The sequence below is a fragment of the Streptomyces sp. NBC_00094 genome (assembly GCF_026343125.1).
Taxonomy (GTDB): domain Bacteria; phylum Actinomycetota; class Actinomycetes; order Streptomycetales; family Streptomycetaceae; genus Streptomyces.
The window spans coordinates 4,516,561-4,533,824 of the sequence record NZ_JAPEMB010000001.1; the positions used below are offsets into that span (position 1 = coordinate 4,516,561).

At 70.8% G+C, this 17,264-nt stretch carries 12 protein-coding genes and 1 pseudogene; all 13 read left to right on the plus strand.

Going from position 1 to position 17,264, the window contains the following annotated elements:
* Positions 1–55: 55 nt before the first annotated feature.
* The 13 genes and pseudogenes from OG580_RS19990 to OG580_RS20050 all read left to right on the plus strand — a co-directional run bounded on the left by OG580_RS19990 (position 56) and on the right by OG580_RS20050 (position 17,186).
* Positions 56–898, plus strand: coding sequence for an SAM-dependent methyltransferase (locus tag OG580_RS19990; RefSeq protein WP_267045036.1), 843 nt, complete (start codon positions 56–58; stop codon positions 896–898).
* Entirely contained in the window at positions 895–1,938 is a 1,044-nt protein-coding gene (locus OG580_RS19995; RefSeq protein WP_267045037.1) for a class I SAM-dependent methyltransferase, read from the plus strand. Before OG580_RS19990 ends, OG580_RS19995 begins: the two co-directional genes overlap by 4 nt.
* A 24-nt stretch (positions 1,939–1,962) precedes the next feature.
* A complete protein-coding gene (locus tag OG580_RS20000; protein ID WP_267045038.1) occupies positions 1,963–2,856 on the plus strand; it encodes a diiron oxygenase in 894 nt (297 codons plus the stop codon).
* A 31-nt stretch (positions 2,857–2,887) separates the two neighbouring features.
* Positions 2,888–3,841: a hypothetical protein gene (locus tag OG580_RS20005; RefSeq protein WP_267045039.1), complete on the plus strand. Its 954-nt coding sequence runs from the start codon at positions 2,888–2,890 to the stop codon at positions 3,839–3,841.
* A gap of 1 nt (position 3,842) precedes the next feature.
* Positions 3,843–4,289, plus strand: coding sequence for a holo-ACP synthase (gene acpS, locus OG580_RS20010; RefSeq protein ID WP_267045040.1), 447 nt, complete (start codon positions 3,843–3,845; stop codon positions 4,287–4,289).
* Between the two features lie 22 nt (positions 4,290–4,311).
* Positions 4,312–4,575, plus strand: a complete 264-nt coding sequence (locus OG580_RS20015) for an acyl carrier protein (RefSeq protein WP_267045041.1) — start codon at positions 4,312–4,314, stop codon at positions 4,573–4,575.
* Positions 4,572–5,768 (plus strand): annotated as a pseudogene (gene metK, locus OG580_RS20020) (methionine adenosyltransferase); the annotation flags it as partial. The gene OG580_RS20015 and the pseudogene metK, both read left to right, overlap by 4 nt.
* A gap of 138 nt (positions 5,769–5,906) precedes the next feature.
* On the plus strand, positions 5,907–6,890 hold the full coding sequence (locus OG580_RS20025) for a carbohydrate kinase family protein (RefSeq protein ID WP_267045042.1): 984 nt from the start codon (positions 5,907–5,909) through the stop codon (positions 6,888–6,890).
* A gap of 10 nt (positions 6,891–6,900) precedes the next feature.
* Positions 6,901–10,377: a methionine synthase gene (gene metH, locus OG580_RS20030; protein ID WP_267045043.1), complete on the plus strand. Its 3,477-nt coding sequence runs from the start codon at positions 6,901–6,903 to the stop codon at positions 10,375–10,377.
* Positions 10,374–11,234, plus strand: coding sequence for a methylenetetrahydrofolate reductase [NAD(P)H] (metF, locus tag OG580_RS20035; RefSeq protein WP_267045044.1), 861 nt, complete (start codon positions 10,374–10,376; stop codon positions 11,232–11,234). The genes metH and metF overlap by 4 nt, the downstream gene beginning before the upstream one ends.
* Complete coding sequence (ahcY, locus tag OG580_RS20040; protein WP_267045045.1) at positions 11,227–12,630, plus strand: adenosylhomocysteinase; 1,404 nt, start codon at positions 11,227–11,229, stop codon at positions 12,628–12,630. The genes metF and ahcY overlap by 8 nt, the downstream gene beginning before the upstream one ends.
* Before the next feature lie 6 nt (positions 12,631–12,636).
* Positions 12,637–13,314, plus strand: a complete 678-nt coding sequence (locus OG580_RS20045; RefSeq protein WP_267045046.1) for a maleylpyruvate isomerase family mycothiol-dependent enzyme — start codon at positions 12,637–12,639, stop codon at positions 13,312–13,314.
* Positions 13,315–13,469: 155 nt separating this feature from the next.
* Positions 13,470–17,186, plus strand: a complete 3,717-nt coding sequence (locus OG580_RS20050) for an amino acid adenylation domain-containing protein (protein WP_267045047.1) — start codon at positions 13,470–13,472, stop codon at positions 17,184–17,186.
* Positions 17,187–17,264: the final 78 nt, after the last annotated feature.

Here is a 17,264-nt window from a genome sequence, read left to right on the forward strand (position 1 = left end):
CCCTGAGCACGGCCGTCCGTACACCGTTCATCAACCGAGTGAAGGGGGACCTCCTGTGGAGGCCGTATCCCGCACCGCCCAGTGGACCGCCGCCGCGCGCGCCCTGGAGACCGAGCGCGAGGACCGGCTGTTCGCCGATCCCTACGCGCGCACCGTCGCCGACGAGATCGGCTTCGAACTGCTCAAGCGCTACGACGGGGGCGGCATCGTGCCGTTCCTCGCCATCCGCACCACCTACCTCGACCGCGCGATCGTCAAGGCCGTGGAGGAGCGGGGCATCCGCCAGGTCGTCTTCCTCGCCGCCGGCATGGACACCCGCTTCTTCCGGCTGCCCTGGCCCGACGGCGTCACCGTCTACGAACTCGACCGCCCGGCCCTCCTGGAGGCCAAGGCCGGGATGCTCAAGGACGAGCCGCAGCCCGCAGGCCGCACCCGGATCACCGTCCCCGTCGACCTGACCCAGGACTGGACCGGCCCCCTGAAGGAGGCGGGCTGGAAGAGCGAGGAGCCCGTCCTGTGGGTCGTCGAGGGCCTGCTGTTCTTCCTGCCCGAGCAGGCCGTGCGCACCCTCGTGTCGACGCTCTCCGCGCACGCCGCCCCCGGCTCCGTGCTGCTCGGTGACGTCATCTCCCGGTCCGCCCTGGCGAACCCGCTGGCCCGCGGCTTCATGAAGGCCCTGGAGGAGGACGGCAACCCGTGGCTCTTCGGCACCGAGGAGCCCGAGGCGCTGCTCGCCGACTGCGGCTGGGCCGTACGGGAGGTCAGGCAGCCCGGTGAGGAGGGCGCCGACTTCGAGCGCTGGCCCTACCAGGTCGCACCCCGCGCCCTCCCGCGCGTGCCGAGGTCGTTCCTCTTCACGTGCGATCTCCCCACCCACAGCGAGGAGCAGGCGGCATGAGCGCCCACGACTTCCACCAGCGGGTCATCACGGACGCCGGCGCGGCCGTCCGCGGCCTGACCGTCGCGCTCGGCGAGCGCCTGGGCCTGTACAAGGCGCTGGCCGCCGAAGGTCCCCTGACCGCCGAGCAGCTCGCCGACAGGACCGGCACCGATCCGCGGTACATCGAGGAGTGGCTGCACGCCCAGCTCTCCGCCGGGTACGTCGAGCGGCACCCCAGCTCCCTCACGTACACGCTCCCCGCCGACCACGTCGAGGTCCTCGCCGACCCGAAGGCCGTCACGTACGCCGCCGGGTTCTTCACCGCCCTCAAGGCGCTGTACGCCACCGAGGACCTGCTCGTCGAGGCGTACCGCACCGGTGACGGCGTCGGCTGGGCCGAGCACGACGCGGCCCTCGACACCGGCATGGGCTCCTTCTTCCAGCCCACGTACGAGCACAAGCTCGTCCCGGACTGGCTGCCCGCGCTGCACCAGGTCACCGACAAGCTCGCCGCCGGCGGCACCGTCGCGGACGTCGGCTGCGGCGTCGGCCACACGACGCTGCTCATCGCCGAGGCGTTCCCGCAGGCCACCGTCCACGGCTTCGACTACTCCGAAGAGGCCATCGCGATCGCCCGCGAGCTCGCCGAGGAGGCCGGTCTGTCCGACCGGGTCGTCTTCGAGGTCGCCTCGGCCGACGACTACCCGGGCTCCGGCTACGACCTGGTCTGCTTCTTCAACGCCCTGCACGACATGGGCGACCCGGTCGCCGCCGCCCAGCACGTCCACAAGTCCCTGGACACGGACGGCACCTGGATGCTCGTCGAGTCGAACGTGTCCCCGCAGGACATCGACACGCAGACCCCCGCCGCCCGCATGTTCATGGCCCTGTCGGCCGTGATGTGCCTGCCGGTCGCGGTCGCGCAGCGCGGCCCGCACGCCCTCGGCAACCACTCCGGCGAGAAGGCCTTCCGGGCCATCGCGGAGGAGGCCGGCTTCACCCGCTGGCGCCGAGCCACGGAGACCGCGGTCAACGCGGTCTACGAAGTCCGGCCGTAACCCCCATCTTCAAGGAGTCTCACCATGGGCGTGTCCGCCCCCCTGCCGGTCACCGACCGGTTCATGGAAGTCCTGGAGCGGCTCTCCGAGCGCTCCGTGGAGGACTACTACAACCCGTACCAGACCTTCCAGTGGCCCGAGACGCTGGAGGAGAACCGTTTCTGGATGACACCGGAGCTGCTCACCGTCTACGGCACCGAGCACTACGACACCCTCGGTGAGGAAACGCTTCAGCGCCTGTCGAAGTGGGAGTCCATCAACTTCTACAGCCTCAACGTGCACGGCATCCGCGAACTCCTCATCGAGGTCGTCGGCCGCATCCACATGCCGGGCTTCGAGGTCCCCTCGGACTTCTTCCACCACTTCATCGGTGAGGAGAACGAACACATGTGGTTCTTCTCCGAGTTCTGCCGCCGTTACGGCCACAAGATCTACGGCTCCACCGCGATGCGCGCCGACGCGGCCTGGGAGCCCGAGGTCGAGAACTTCCTCGTCTTCACCCGCATCCTCTTCTTCGAGGAGCTCGTCGACCACTACAACTCCCGGATGGCGAAGGACGACTCCCTCTGCCACACCATCCGCGAGGTCAACCGCATCCACCACCAGGACGAGTCCCGGCACATCGCCTTCGGTCGTGAACTGGTCTCGCTCCTCTACTCCCGGATGTGCCAGTCCGTCAGCGCCGATCGGGTCCGGGAGGTGGAGGCGTACCTCAAGCGGTACGTCGTCTACAGCACCAACTCCCTCTACAACCCGCACGTCTACCGCGACGCCGGCATCCCGGACCCGCTGGCCCTGCGCAACGCGCTGGTGGCCGACGAGCGCCGCCGCCCGCACGAGCGCAAGGCCGTCCGCAAGCCGCTCAACTTCTTCCTGAAGACCGGGATCTTCTCCGACGACACCCTGCCCGTCGTCTGAGCGACGCCCTCACCCGAGAGGTGAAGAGATCATGACCGTGACGACCCCCGCACACGCCGGGGCCCCCGGGAAAGCCGGGGAAACCCAGGGTGATCCGCAGCGCGAGGCGCAGCGCGACCGCCCGGGCACCACCCGGGGCCTGCCCTCCCTCGGCCCGGACGGGACCCGCCTCCTGCGGCTCCTCGACGACACCTTCGAAGCCTGGGGAGTGGCCGCGGGCGCCCGCCCGATGACCATGCCCCCGCTCCTCCCGGCCGCCGACCTGGCCAGGCTCGACTACTACGACAACTTCCCCCACCAGGCCGTCGTCGCCGCCCCGCTCGACCTGGAGCGCCGCACGACCACGCCCTTCTCCGCCGACACCGGCTGCTTCCCGAGCGAGGCCCTCGAACCGGCCGCGCTCGGACTGCCCTCGGCGTCCTGCTACGCCGTCTACCTCGACCACCAGGGCACCTCGGTCGCCGACGACACCCTCGTCACGATCTGCTCCTGGTGCTTCCGCAAGGAGACCCACTACGAGGGGATGCGGCGCCAACTCGGCTTCCGCATGCGGGAGATCGTCGCCATCGGCGCGCGCGAGCACGCCGAGACGCACCTCGCCTCCTTCACCGCCCGGATCCAGGCCTTCGCGACGGCGCTCGACCTGCCGCTGCGCCGGGAGGCAGCCTGCGACCCCTTCTTCGACAAGGGCGGTTCGAAGGCGGTCCTGCAGCGGCTCACGCCGGTGAAGTACGAGTTCCTGTACGAGGACCTGGCGATCGCCTCCGTCAACACCCACCGGAACTTCTTCGGTGACCGGTGCGACATCACCCTGGAGTCGACCGGCGGGCCGGCCTTCACCAGCTGTGTCGCCTTCGGCCTGGAGCGATGGCTGTCCGCACTGACCCGGCGCCACGGCAGCTGGGAGTCCGCCACCCAGGCGGTGCTCGACGCGAACGCCCGCCTGCGGGCCGATGCGAGTGGCACGGCCGGGCCGGTGATCTGACGTGCCGGCCCGTCCCGCCGCCCCGCCGGCGGGCGGCCTGGGGTGGGCGAACCTCGGCATGGACATCGTGTCCGTCAACCGTGTCCGCAGGCTCCTCGCCCAGTACGGGGAGGGGTTCTTCGAGCGGATGCTCACCCCCGGCGAGCTCGCCGACTGCCGTACGTCCTCCGGGCTCGACGTCCTGAGCCTGTGCGGGCGGATCGCGGCCAAGGAAGCGGCTTTCAAGACCTTACGGGTCAGGGGCAGGTTCCTGCCCTGGCCGGACATCGTCGTACGGCGCTCCGAGGGCGGCTGGCCGCTCGTGGAGCTGCACCGGTCCGCCGCCGAGATGGCGGCCGAGTCCGGGATCGCCGAGATCACCGTGTCCATCAGCCACGACGTGGACTACGCGGTGGCGGTGGCCGCCCCGATCATCGCCCCCACCCCTTACGTATCCAGCAGTAGCTAGCAGCAGCTAAAGGAGATCAACCATGGCCGACGGCCTGCAGACGGTGAAGAACTGGATCCTCGACCGTCACCCCGAGCGCGACGACATCGCCTCCGACCTCGACCTGATCGAGAACCGGCTCATCGACTCGCTGTCCTTCGTCGAGTTCGTCTTCCTCCTGGAGCAGGAGAGCGGCACCGCGATCCAGATGGAGACCCTCGAGGTCGAGTCCATCCGCACGCTCGGTGCCATCGAGCAGCACTTCTTCAACGCCCCGGCGCAGGCTCCGGTGGAGGTCCAGGCATGAGCCGCCGCCTCTTCACCTCGGAGTCCGTCACCGAGGGACACCCCGACAAGATCGCCGACCGGATCAGCGACACCATCCTCGACGCGCTGCTCGCCGAGGACCCGTCCTCGCGCGTCGCGGTGGAGACCCTGCTCACCACGGGTCTCGTGCACATCGCCGGCGAGGTCACCACGACGGCGTACGCGCCGATGGCGAAGCTGGTGCGCGAGGCCATCCTCGACATCGGCTACGACTCCTCCGCGAAGGGCTTCGACGGCTCCTCCTGCGGGGTGTCGGTCTCCATAGGCTCGCAGTCCCCGGACATCGCGCAGGGTGTCGACACGGCCTACGAGTCCCGGGTCGAGGGCGCGGGCGACGCGCTCGACGCCCAGGGCGCCGGCGACCAGGGCCTGATGTTCGGCTACGCCTGCGACGACACCGCCGAGCTGATGCCGCTGCCGATCGCGCTGGCCCACCGCCTGGCGCGCCGGCTGACGGAGGTCCGCAAGAACGGCACCGTGCCGTACCTGCGGCCCGACGGCAAGACGCAGGTCACCATCGAGTACGACGGGGACCGCCCGGTCCGCCTCGACACGGTGGTCGTCTCCTCGCAGCACGCCGCCGACATCTCCGTCGAGGGCCTGCTCGCCCCGGACGTCCGCGAGTACGTCGTCGAGCACGTCCTCAAGGAGCTCGTCGAGGAGGGCGTCACCCTGGAGTCCGACGGCTACCGGCTCCTGGTCAACCCGACCGGGCGCTTCGAGGTCGGCGGCCCCATGGGCGACGCCGGGCTCACCGGCCGGAAGATCATCATCGACACGTACGGCGGGATGGCCCGGCACGGCGGCGGCGCCTTCTCCGGCAAGGACCCGTCGAAGGTGGACCGCTCGGCGGCGTACGCGATGCGCTGGGTCGCGAAGAACGTCGTCGCGGCCGGGCTCGCCCGCCGCTGCGAGGTGCAGGTCGCGTACGCGATCGGCAAGGCGGAGCCCGTCGGCCTCTTCGTGGAGACCTTCGGCACCGGCACCCTCTCGGACGAGCGGATCCAGGAGGCCGTCAGCGAGGTCTTCGACCTGCGGCCGGCCGCGATCATCCGCGACCTGGACCTCAAGCGGCCGATCTACGCGAAGACGGCGGCGTACGGCCACTTCGGCCGTGAGCTCCCGGAGTTCACGTGGGAGCGCACGGACCGCGTGGAGGCCCTGAAGAAGGCAGTGCTCGCGCCGCAGGAGAGCGCCGGCGTCGAAAGGGAGAGCGCGCGCAGGGCGCGAGGAACGAGCGACCGAGCACGGTCGACCGTCGACGCCGGCGGGAGCGCTCCGGAGGCGCAAAAAGAGGGAGGGGAGTAGGCCATGCGTATCGCTGTCACGGGATCCATCGCGACCGACCATCTGATGACCTTCCCCGGCTGGTTCAGCGAGCAGCTGCTCGCCGACCGGCTCGACCGGGTCTCCCTGTCGTTCCTCGCCGACAACCTGGAGGTCAGGCGCGGCGGAGTGGCAGCGAACATCGCCTTCGGGCTCGGTGTGCTCGGGCTGCGGCCCGCCCTCGTGGGCGCCGTCGGCGCCGACTTCGAGCCGTACCGGGTCTGGCTGAAGGACCACGGTGTGGACACCGACTCGGTGCGTGTCAGCGAGGCGCTCCACACCGCGCGCTTCGTCTGTACCACCGACCGGGCCCAGAACCAGATCGCCACGTTCTACGCGGGGGCGATGGCCGAGGCGCGCGAGATCGACCTGCGGGAGGTCGTCGCGCGCACCGGCCGGCTGGAACTGGTCCTGGTCTCCCCGGACGACCCCCAGGCCATGCTCCGGCACACCCGCACCTGCCGTGACCTGGGAATCCCCTTCGCCGCCGATCCTTCGCAGCAGTTGGCGCGGCTCGACGGCGGGGAGGTGCGGGAGCTGGTGGACGGGGCGCGGTTCCTCTTCACCAACGAGTACGAGACGGCCCTGCTCCTGGAGAAGTCCGGCTGGAGCGAGGCCGAGGTGCTGCGCAGGGTCGGCACCTGGGTCACCACCCACGGCGAGGCGGGTGTCCGCATCCGTGGCGCGGACCGCGCCACGCTCGCCGTCCCGGCGGTGCAGGTCGCCGGGGTCGTCGACCCGACCGGCGTCGGGGACGCCTTCCGGGCCGGGTTCCTCGCCGGGACGCTCTGGGGCGTGCCCGAGCGGTGCGCGGCGCAGCTGGGCTGCGCGGTGGCGGCGACCGTCCTCGACTACGTGGGGACGCAGGAGTACCGGCTGTACCGGGACTCCCTCCTGGAGCGGATCAGGACGACGTACGGGGTGGGCTGCACGGCCACCCTGGTGACGCATCTGAAGGGGCTGTCATGAGGGGGCTGACGTGAGCGCCGCACGGCGGTCGTTGCGGGAGGAGTTCGCCACGCGGGTCGTGGTGGCCGACGGGGCGATGGGCACGATGCTCCAGGCCGCCGACCCGACGATGGACGACTTCCGGAACCTGGAGGGCTGCAACGAGATCCTCAACCTCACGCGCCCCGACATCGTCGCCTCCGTCCACGACGCCTACTTCTCGGTCGGTGTGGACTGCGTCGAGACCAACACCTTCGGGGCGAACCTGGCCGCGCTCGCCGAGTACGGCATCGAGGACCAGGTGTACGAGCTGTCGGAGGCCGGCGCCCGGATCGCCCGTACGACGGCCGACGCGCACACGGCCGTCGACGGCCGCCCCCGCTGGGTCCTCGGCTCCATGGGGCCCGGGACGAAGCTGCCGACCCTCGGGCACGTCACGTACGAGCCGCTGCGCGATGCCTTCCGGCAGAACGCGGAGGGCCTCATCCGGGGCGGCGCGGACGCCCTCCTCATCGAGACCTCGCAGGACCTGCTCCAGACGAAGGCGGCCGTCATCGGCGCCCGCCGGGCCCTGGACTGGGTCGGCGTGGACCTGCCGGTGATCGTGCAGGTCACGGTGGAGACGACGGGCACGATGCTGCTCGGTTCGGAGATCGGCGCGGCACTCACGGCGCTCGAACCGCTCGGCATCGACATGATCGGCCTGAACTGCGCCACGGGCCCGGCCGAGATGACCGAGCACCTGCGGCACCTGTCCCGGCACGCCCGGATCCCGATCTCCGTCATGCCGAACGCGGGCCTTCCCGTCCTGACCTCCGACGGCGCCCACTACCCGCTGTCGCCGGCCGAACTGGCCGACGCCCAGGAGAGGTTCGTACGGGAGTACGGGCCGGCCCTGGTCGGCGGCTGCTGCGGGACGACCCCCGAGCACCTGCGGGAGATCGTCGAGCGGGTGCGGGGCGCGGCGGTGCCGGACCGGCGCCCGACGCCGGAGCCGGGCGCGTCCTCCCTCTACAGCCACGTGCCGTTCCGGCAGGACACCGCCTACCTGGCCATCGGCGAGCGGACCAACGCCAACGGCTCCAAGAAGTTCCGCGAGGCCATGCTGGACGGCCGCTGGGACGACTGCGTCGAGATCGCGCGGGACCAGATCCGCGAGGGCGCGCACATGCTCGACCTGTGCGTGGACTACGTGGGACGCGACGGTACGGCGGACATGGCGGAGCTGGCAGGGCGCTTCGCGACCGCCTCCACGCTGCCGATCGTCCTCGACTCGACCGAGATCGGGGTGCTGCGGGCCGGCCTGGAGAAGCTCGGCGGCCGGGCCGTCGTGAACTCCGTGAACTACGAGGACGGCGACGGCCCCGAGTCGCGGTTCGCCCAGGTCACGGCCCTCGCGAAGGAGCACGGCGCGGCGCTGATGGCGCTGACGATCGACGAGGAGGGCCAGGCCCGGACGGTCGAGGCGAAGGTCGCGATCGCCGAGCGGCTCATCGACGACCTCACCGGGAACTGGGGGATCAGGGAGTCGGACATCCTGATCGACACCCTCACCTTCACGATCTGCACAGGCCAGGAGGAGTCCCGCAGGGACGGCGTCCACACGATCGAGGCGATCCGCGAGCTGAAGCGCCTCCACCCCGACGTGCAGACCACACTCGGTCTCTCCAACATCTCCTTCGGCCTGAACCCGGCCGCGCGGATCGTCCTCAACTCCGTCTTCCTCGACGAGTGCGTGAAGGCCGGCCTGGACTCGGCGATCGTCCACGCCTCGAAGATCCTGCCGATCGCCCGCCTGGAACCGGAGCAGGTCCAGGTCGCGCTCGACCTGATCCACGACCGGAGGCGGGAGGGGTACGACCCGCTCCAGCGCTTCCTGGAGATGTTCGAGGGTGCCACGGCGAAGTCCCTCAAGGCCGGCAAGGCCGAGGAGCTCCTCGCGCTGCCGCTCGACGAACGGCTCAAGCGCCGGATCATCGACGGCGAGAAGAACGGCCTGGAGGCGGACCTCGACCTCGCCCTCGCGGAGCGCCCCGCCCTGGAGATCGTCAACGACGTCCTCCTCGACGGCATGAAGACCGTCGGCGAGCTCTTCGGCTCGGGGCAGATGCAGCTGCCGTTCGTGCTCCAGTCCGCCGAGGTCATGAAGAGGGCGGTGGCACATCTGGAACCGCACATGGAGAAGTCCGACGCGGACGGCAAGGGCACGATCGTCCTGGCCACGGTCCGCGGGGACGTCCACGACATCGGCAAGAACCTCGTCGACATCATCCTCTCCAACAACGGCTACAACGTCGTCAACATCGGCATCAAGCAGCCGGTCTCCGCGATCCTGGAAGCGGCGGAACAGCACCGGGCCGACGTCATCGGCATGTCGGGGCTGTTGGTGAAGTCCACCGTGATCATGAAGGAGAACCTCCAGGAGCTGAACGGCCGCGGTCTCGCCGCCCGATTCCCCGTGATCCTCGGTGGCGCCGCCCTCACCAGGGCGTACGTCGAACAGGACCTCCACGAGCTGTACGAGGGCGAGGTGCGGTACGCCCGCGACGCCTTCGAGGGGCTGCGCCTCATGGACGCGCTCATGGGCGTCAAGCGGGGCGTCCCCGGAGCCGTACTGCCGCCGCTCAAGCCGCGCCGCGTACCCCGGCGCACGGCGACACCGGGGGGCCCCGCCCTGGAGGTGCGGGAGCCCGAGCCGGCCGGCCGTTCCGACGTCGCCGCCGACAACCCCGTACCCGAGCCCCCCTTCCTCGGGACCCGGGTCGTCCAGGGCATCCCGCTCGCCGACTACGCCCCCTGGCTCGACGAGACCGCCCTCTTCAAGGGCCAGTGGGGCCTCAAGGACGCCGAGAGCATCGAGGCGGAGGGCCGGCCGCGGCTGCGGGCGCTGCTCGACCGCATCGAACGGGAGGGACTCGTCGACGCGGCCGTCGTCTACGGCTGGTTCCCCTGTGTGTCCAAGGGCGACGACCTGATCGTCCTGGACGAGGACGGAGGCGAGCGGACCCGCTTCTCCTTCCCCCGCCAGCAGCGGGGCCGCCGCCTCTGCCTGGCCGACTTCCACCGCGCCGAGGACTCCGGCGAGGTGGACGCGGTCGCCCTCCAGGTCGTCACCGTCGGCTCCCGGATCGGCGAGGAGACGGCCCGGCTCTTCGCCGCCGACGCCTACCGCGACTACCTCGAACTGCACGGCCTCTCCGTCCAGTTGGCCGAGGCGCTCGCCGAGTACTGGCACGGCCGGGTGCGCGCGGAGTGGGGCATCGCTCTCGGTGACCCGTCCGGCCTGGACGGCATGCTCCGCACCGAGTACCAGGGCTGCCGCTACTCGCTGGGCTACCCGGCCTGCCCGGACCTGGAGGACCGGGCGAAGATCGCCGCCCTCCTCCGCCCCGAGCGGATCGGGGTCGAGCTGTCGGAGGAGTACCAGCTGCACCCCGAGCAGTCGACGGACGCGATCGTCGTCCACCACCCGGAGGCGAGTTACTTCAACGCGGGAGGCCGCAGATGAGTGTGACCTTCTCCTTCGAGTTCTTCCCGCCGAAGACGGACAAGGGCGAACGGACCCTGTGGGACGCGATCCGCCGGGTCGAGGCCCTGTCCCCGGACTTCGTCTCCGTGACGTACGGCGCGGGCGGCTCGTCCCGCGACCGGACCATCGACGTCACCAAGCGGATCGTCACCGAGACGACCCTGCGGCCGGTGGCCCACCTGACGGCCGTCGGGCACTCGGTCGCCGAACTGCGGGCCATCATCGGCGCCTACGCGGACGCCGGGGTACGGGACGTGCTCGTGCTGCGCGGCGACCCGCCGGGCGATCCGCGCGGGGCCTGGACACCGCACCCGCGGGGCTTCACGTACGCGTACGAACTCGTCGAACTGGTCCGGTCGTTGGGCGACTTCCGGATCGGCGTGGCGGCCTTCCCCGAGGGGCACCCGAGGTCGGCGGGTCCGGCCGACGACCTGGCGCACTTCGTCGCCAAGTGCCGGGCGGGCGCCGACTACGCCATCACGCAGATGTTCTTCGACCCCGAGGACTACCTGCGGCTGCGGGACCGGGTGGCCGCCGCCGGCTGCGACACCCCGATCATCCCGGAGATCATGCCCGCCACCGACGTGCGCCAGATCCGGCGCTTCGCCGAACTGAGCGACGCGGCCTTCCCGGAGGAGCTGGCGCACCGCCTGGAGGCGGCGAAGGACGACCCGGCGGCCGCGTACCGCATCGGCGTCGAGCACGCGACGCGGATGGGCCTGCGGCTGCTCGACGAGGGCGCGCCGGGCCTGCACTACATCACGCTGAACAAGTCGACGGCGGCCCTGGAAATCCACCGAACCATCCTGAGCGCAAGGAGCGTTGTCCATGTCTGAGTTCACTGACTTCAAGGTCGCCGACATCGGTCTCGCCGGCTTCGGCCGCAAGGAGATCACCCTGGCCGAGCACGAGATGCCGGGCCTGATGTCGATCCGCCGGGAGTACGCGGCCGCCCAGCCGCTGGCCGGCGCCCGCATCACCGGCTCGCTGCACATGACGATTCAGACGGCGGTCCTCATCGAGACCCTCGTCGCGCTCGGCGCCGAGGTCCGCTGGGTGTCCTGCAACATCTACTCGACGCAGGACCACGCGGCCGCCGCGATCGCCGCCGCCGGGATCCCGGTCTTCGCCTGGAAGGGCGAGACCCTGGAGGAGTACTGGTGGTGCACGGAGCAGGCGCTGACCTGGGCCAACGCCGATGGCCCCAACATGATCCTGGACGACGGCGGTGACGCGACGCTCCTCGTCCACAAGGGTGTGGAGTACCGGAAGGCCGGCGAGGTCCCGGACCCGTCGACCGCCGAGAACGACGAGCACCGGGTGATCCTGGAGCTGCTGCGGAGCACCACCCTGGACTGGGGCGTGATCGCCGCCGGGATCCGGGGCGTGACGGAGGAGACCACGACGGGTGTCCACCGCCTGTACGAGATGCACCGCGAGGGCGCGCTCCTCTTCCCCGCGATCAACGTGAACGACGCGGTGACGAAGTCGAAGTTCGACAACAAGTACGGCTGCCGCCACTCCCTCATCGACGGCATCAACCGTGCGACGGACGTCCTCATCGGCGGCAAGACGGCCGTGGTCTTCGGCTACGGAGACGTCGGCAAGGGCAGCGCCGAGTCGCTGCGCGGCCAGGGCGCCCGGGTGATCGTTACCGAGATCGACCCGATCTGCGCGCTGCAGGCGGCGATGGACGGCTACCAGGTGGCCACCCTTGAGGACGTCGTCGAGACCGCAGACATCTTCATCACGACCACCGGCAACAAGGACATCATCATGGCGTCCGACATCGCCCGCATGAAGCACCAGGCGATCGTCGGGAACATCGGCCACTTCGACAACGAGATCGACATGGCCGGCCTGGCGCGGATCCCCGGGATCGTGAAGGACGAGGTCAAGCCGCAGGTCCACACGTGGACCTTCGAGGACGGCAAGGTCGTCATCGTCCTCTCCGAGGGCCGGCTCCTCAACCTCGGCAACGCGACCGGCCACCCCTCCTTTGTCATGTCGAACTCCTTCGCGGACCAGACCCTGGCGCAGATCGAGCTGTTCACGAAGCCGGAGGAGTACCCGGTGGACGTCTACACGCTGCCGAAGCACCTCGACGAGAAGGTCGCGCGACTGCACCTCGACGCCCTCGGCGTCAGGCTGACGACGCTCCGCCCCGAGCAGGCGTCGTACATCGGGGTCCCGGTGGAGGGCCCGTACAAGCCGGACCACTACCGCTACTGAGGACGCATGTGTACCGACGACCTTGGTGACGCGCGCGACCCGTGGCTCCCGGACAGGCTCCTGACGACGGAGCGGGACCTGTTGATGCCGCTGCTGCGCCGTACGCCCCCGGAGGCGTACGAGCTCCGCACGGCCTGCCCCGGCTGGACGGCCCGGCAGGTCCTCGCCCACTGCGGCGCGGCTCTCGTCCGGATCGTCGAGGACCGCCTGGAGGAAGGCGTGTTCCTGCCGGAGGCCAACGCGTGTGACGTGGCCGAGCGTGCGGACTGGCCGCTGGCCCGGATCCTCGACGAACTGGAACGCGGCCTCACCGAGGCCGGCCCGGTCATCGCCGAGCGGGAGGACGGCAGGCTCGACGCCGTCGCGCTCGGCGAATGGGTCCACGCGGGAGACGTCCGGGAGGCCTTCGGCGAACCGGGCGCGTACTGCGGCGAGAGCCTGGACCTGGCTCTCCCGCTCCTCTCGGTGACGAGCCGCACACGCGAGACCCCGCGCCTGGTGGGCGTGCTGGAGGGCCGGGAGGACGCCCCGGTCGCCCTCGGCAACGCGATAGAGGGCCGCGACCCGGCCCGCTTCATCGGCGACGCGGCGACCCTGATCCGCATCTACGCGGGCCGCCCCCTGGTCCGCACCCGCTACGAACTGACAGGCGCGACGGAACACGAACTGCTCATCTACCGCTAGAGCTCGCGCGGTGCGGGCCCGGCCCCGGCGCGCACGTGCCCCGCGCCCGGGCCCGCACGGGCCCTGCACCCCACCCCGTGTGGGCAGTCGTCCCGCTGGGCGGGACGGGTGGGCACAACGGACGGCTCGGCGTACCCACACACGAAGGGACCTCCATGCCCAGCCCCCGCACGCTCGACCGCCTCCTCCGCACCGAGACCGAGGCGCGCCCCGATGCCACCGCCGTGGCGTACGACGACGAGACGCTCACCTTCCGGGAGCTGACGGAAGGCGCCACCGTCCTCGCCACCCATCTCCGCACCCTCGGTGCCACCCCCGACACCCGCATAGGCGTCCACGTCGAACCCTCACTCGAACTGGTGATCGGCATCTGGGGCGTGCTCTGCTCCGGCGCCGCCTATGTGCCGCTCTCCCCGGAGTACCCCGAAGAGCGCCTCCGCTACATGATCGAGGACAGCGGCGCCCGCATCGTCTTCACGCAGGAACGCTTCCGCGACCGCGTCGCCGAGCTCGCCCCACCCGGCACCACCGTCGTCACCCTCAAGGACGCCGTCCAGCACGCCTGGCGCACGGCGGGCGAGGAACCCCCGGCGTACGAGGAGGTCCGGGAGACCGACCTCGCGTACGTCATCTACACCTCCGGCTCCACCGGCAAGCCCAAGGGCGTCATGATCGAGCACCGCTCGATCGTCGCCCAGCTGCGCTGGATGGCGGCAGAGCATCGACTCGGCCCGGCCGAGACCGTCTTGCAGAAGACGCCCATGAGCTTCGACGCCGCCCAGTGGGAGATCCTCGCCCCGGCCGTCGGCGCCCGCGTCGCCGTCGGTCCGCCCGGTGTCCACCGCGACCCCGAGGGTCTGATCGACACCGTCCGCGCGCACGGCGCGACGATGCTCCAGGGCGTCCCCACCCTCCTCCAGGCCCTGGTCGACACCGAGCGTCTCGCCACCTGCACGACGCTCCGCCGCGTCTACTCCGGCGGCGAGATCCTCTCCCGGAACCTGGCGGCCCAGCTCCTCGCCGCACTCCCGGACACCGAGCTGATCAACCTCTACGGCCCCACCGAGTGCACGATCAACGCCTCCTCGCACACCGTGGACCGCGCCACCGTCGCGCTCCCCGACGGCCCCTCCGCGATACCCATAGGCAGACCGGCGTACGACACGACCTTCCACATCCGCGACGGCGAGCTGTGCATCGGCGGCATCCAGCTGGCGCGGGGGTACCTGGACCGCCCCGAGCTGACGGCGGAACGTTTCCTCACCACGGACGCCGGCGAACGCCTCTACCGCACCGGCGACCTCGCCCACTGGAACGAGGACGGCACCGTCCAGTTCGCTGGCCGCGCCGACAACCAGATCAAGTTACGCGGCTTCCGCGTCGAGCTGGACGAGATCGCCCTCGCCGTCGAGAACCACGACTGGGTGAAGAACGCGGCCGTCATCGTCAAGGACGAGCCCCGCACCGGCTTCCAGAACCTCGTCGCCTGCGTCGAGCTCTCCCCGAAGGAAGCCGCCCTGATGGACCAGGGAAACCACGGCGCCCACCACCAGTCCAAGGAGTCCAAGCTCCAGGTCAAGGCGCAGCTCTCCAACGCCGGCACCCGCGACGACGCCGACCTGGCGGGCCGCACGGCCGTCGCCCTCCCGGGCCGCACCCCGAGCGAGCGGATGCGCCGCACGGTCTTCGCCCGCAAGACGTACCGCTTCTACGAGGGCGGCGAGGTCACCCGCGCCGACGTCCTGGCGGCCCTGGCCCGCCGCCCCGAGGGCATAGGCTCCCGCGCGGTCGGCAGCCTCACGGCGGCCGACCTCGGTGAACTCCTCCGCTGGTTCGGCCAGTTCACGAGCGAGGAGCGACTCCTCCCGAAGTACGGCTACGCCTCGCCGGGCGCGCTGTACGCCACCCAGCTGTACGTGGAGGCGCGCGGTGTCGCAGGGCTGGAGCCCGGCACGTACTACTACCACCCGGTGCGCCACCAGCTGTACCTGACGGAGGCGCTCGCGGACGGCGGCGACCCCGTCCTCCGCCTCTCCTTCCAGGGCAAGCGGTCCGCCGTCGAGCCGGTCTACAGGAACAACATCCAGGAGGTCCTGGAGATCGAGACGGGCCACATGGTGGGCCTCTTCGAGGAGATCCTGCCGGGGTACGGCCTCGACCTCGGGCCCTGTGGGGACGGGACCTTCGAGGTGGTCCCGTACGACGCGGAGGCGCCCGGCCGGGACCTGGAGGTGGACGTCTACGTCCAGGCCCACCCGGACGGCGTGCGGGACCTCCCGCCGGCCCAGTACGCCTACGAAAACGGCGACTTGATCGCGATCTCCCCCTCCGTGGTGGAGAAGAGGCACGTGATCGCCATCAACCAGGCGGTCTACGAGAGGGCCTCGCTCGGCATCACGGTGATCAGCCGCACCCGGGACGAGGACCGCGCGTACGTCGACCTGGGCCGGGCGCTCCAGCGCCTCCAGCTCGGCGACCACGGACTCGGTTTCATGTCCTCCGGCTACAGCTCGAAGTCGGGCCACCCGCTGCCCGCCGCCCGCCGCATGGACGAGATCCTCACGGCGGCGAACCGGCCGACCGGTCCCTCGTACTTCTTCGTCGGCGGCGGGGTCAGCGAGGAGCAGCGGCTCAGCGAGGGCATGTACGAGGACACCGTCCACATGAAGGGCCCCGCGGAGATGATCCGCGACGACCTCGTCCACCACCTGCCGGACTACATGATCCCCAACCGGGTCGTGGTCCTGGACCGGCTCCCGCTCTCGGCCAACGGCAAGGTGGACACGAAGGCGCTCGGCGAGCTGGCCCTCGTCAACGCCGGCCTGCACGGCCGCCCGCACGTCCTGCCGAGGACGCGCACGGAGGGCCGGCTCGCGGAGATCTGGGCGACGGCGCTGAAGTACGAGGAGGTCGAGGCGGTCTCCGTCCTCGACGACTTCTTCGAGTCGGGCGGCAACTCGCTCATAGCGGTGGCCCTGATCACCAGGATCAACCGCGCGTTCGGGTCCTCCCTGCCGCTCCAGATCCTCTTCGAGTGCCCGACGATCGAGAAGCTCGCCCACCGGGTGGACGGCGCCGCGGCGACCCCCGCCTCCCGGCTCGTACGGCTCCACGCCGCGGGCGCGCAGTCGCCGGTGTACTGCTGGCCGGGCCTCGGCGGCTACACGATGAACCTGCGGCACCTGGCCGAGGAGATCGGCATCGACCGCCCCGTCTACGGGGTGCAGGCCTACGGCGTCAACCGGGGCGAGGAGCCGTACGCCACGATCCGCGAGATGGCGGCGGCCGACGTCGCCGCGATCCGCCGCCGGCAGCCCACGGGCCCGTACACGCTGTGGGGCTACTCCTTCGGCGCCCGCGTGGCCTTCGAGTCCGCGCACCTCCTCGAAGCGGCGGGCGAGCAGGTCGAGAACCTCTTCCTCATCGCCCCCGGCTCCCCGAAGGTCCGCTCCTCGGAGACGGGCGGGGCCGCGTACGACAACCCCGCCTTCGTCACGATCCTCTACTCGGTCTTCGCGGGCACGATCGACCCGACGGCGGCCACGACGGCGGAGGACCGCGGGAGCTTCGTGAAGCTCGTGGCGGACCGCTTCCCTTCCCTGGACCCCGAGCTGATCGACCGGATCGTCGCGATCGTCGAGGAGACCTTCGACTTCACCTACACCTTCCGCGAGTTGACGGAGCGCCAGGTGAACTGCCCGGTGACCCTCTTCAAGGCGGAGGGCGACGACTACTCGTTCCTGGAGAACGCCGAGGGCTGGTCGACCCGCCCCCCGACGGTGGTGGAACTCGACGCGGACCACTACAGCCTGCTGCGCCTGCCGGACCTCAAGGAGCTCGTCAAGAAGATCCGCTACCGACTGGGCCAGTAGCGAAGGCCCCGGCGCGCGACGGGGGGACACCCCACGGACCGAACCCCCACCGGCATCGACCGCCGTACCGGCGGCGAA

Coding starts and splice junctions, on each gene's coding strand:
- OG580_RS19995 (WP_267045037.1), top strand. CDS start 895: ATGAGCGCCCACGACTTCCACCAGCGGGTCATCACGGACGCCGGCGCG.
- OG580_RS20000 (WP_267045038.1), top strand. CDS start 1,963: ATGGGCGTGTCCGCCCCCCTGCCGGTCACCGACCGGTTCATGGAAGTC.
- OG580_RS20005 (WP_267045039.1), top strand. CDS start 2,888: ATGACCGTGACGACCCCCGCACACGCCGGGGCCCCCGGGAAAGCCGGG.
- OG580_RS20015 (WP_267045041.1), top strand. CDS start 4,312: ATGGCCGACGGCCTGCAGACGGTGAAGAACTGGATCCTCGACCGTCAC.
- OG580_RS20025 (WP_267045042.1), top strand. CDS start 5,907: ATGCGTATCGCTGTCACGGGATCCATCGCGACCGACCATCTGATGACC.
- metF (WP_267045044.1), top strand. CDS start 10,374: ATGAGTGTGACCTTCTCCTTCGAGTTCTTCCCGCCGAAGACGGACAAG.
- ahcY (WP_267045045.1), top strand. CDS start 11,227: ATGTCTGAGTTCACTGACTTCAAGGTCGCCGACATCGGTCTCGCCGGC.
- OG580_RS20045 (WP_267045046.1), top strand. CDS start 12,637: ATGTGTACCGACGACCTTGGTGACGCGCGCGACCCGTGGCTCCCGGAC.
- OG580_RS20050 (WP_267045047.1), top strand. CDS start 13,470: ATGCCCAGCCCCCGCACGCTCGACCGCCTCCTCCGCACCGAGACCGAG.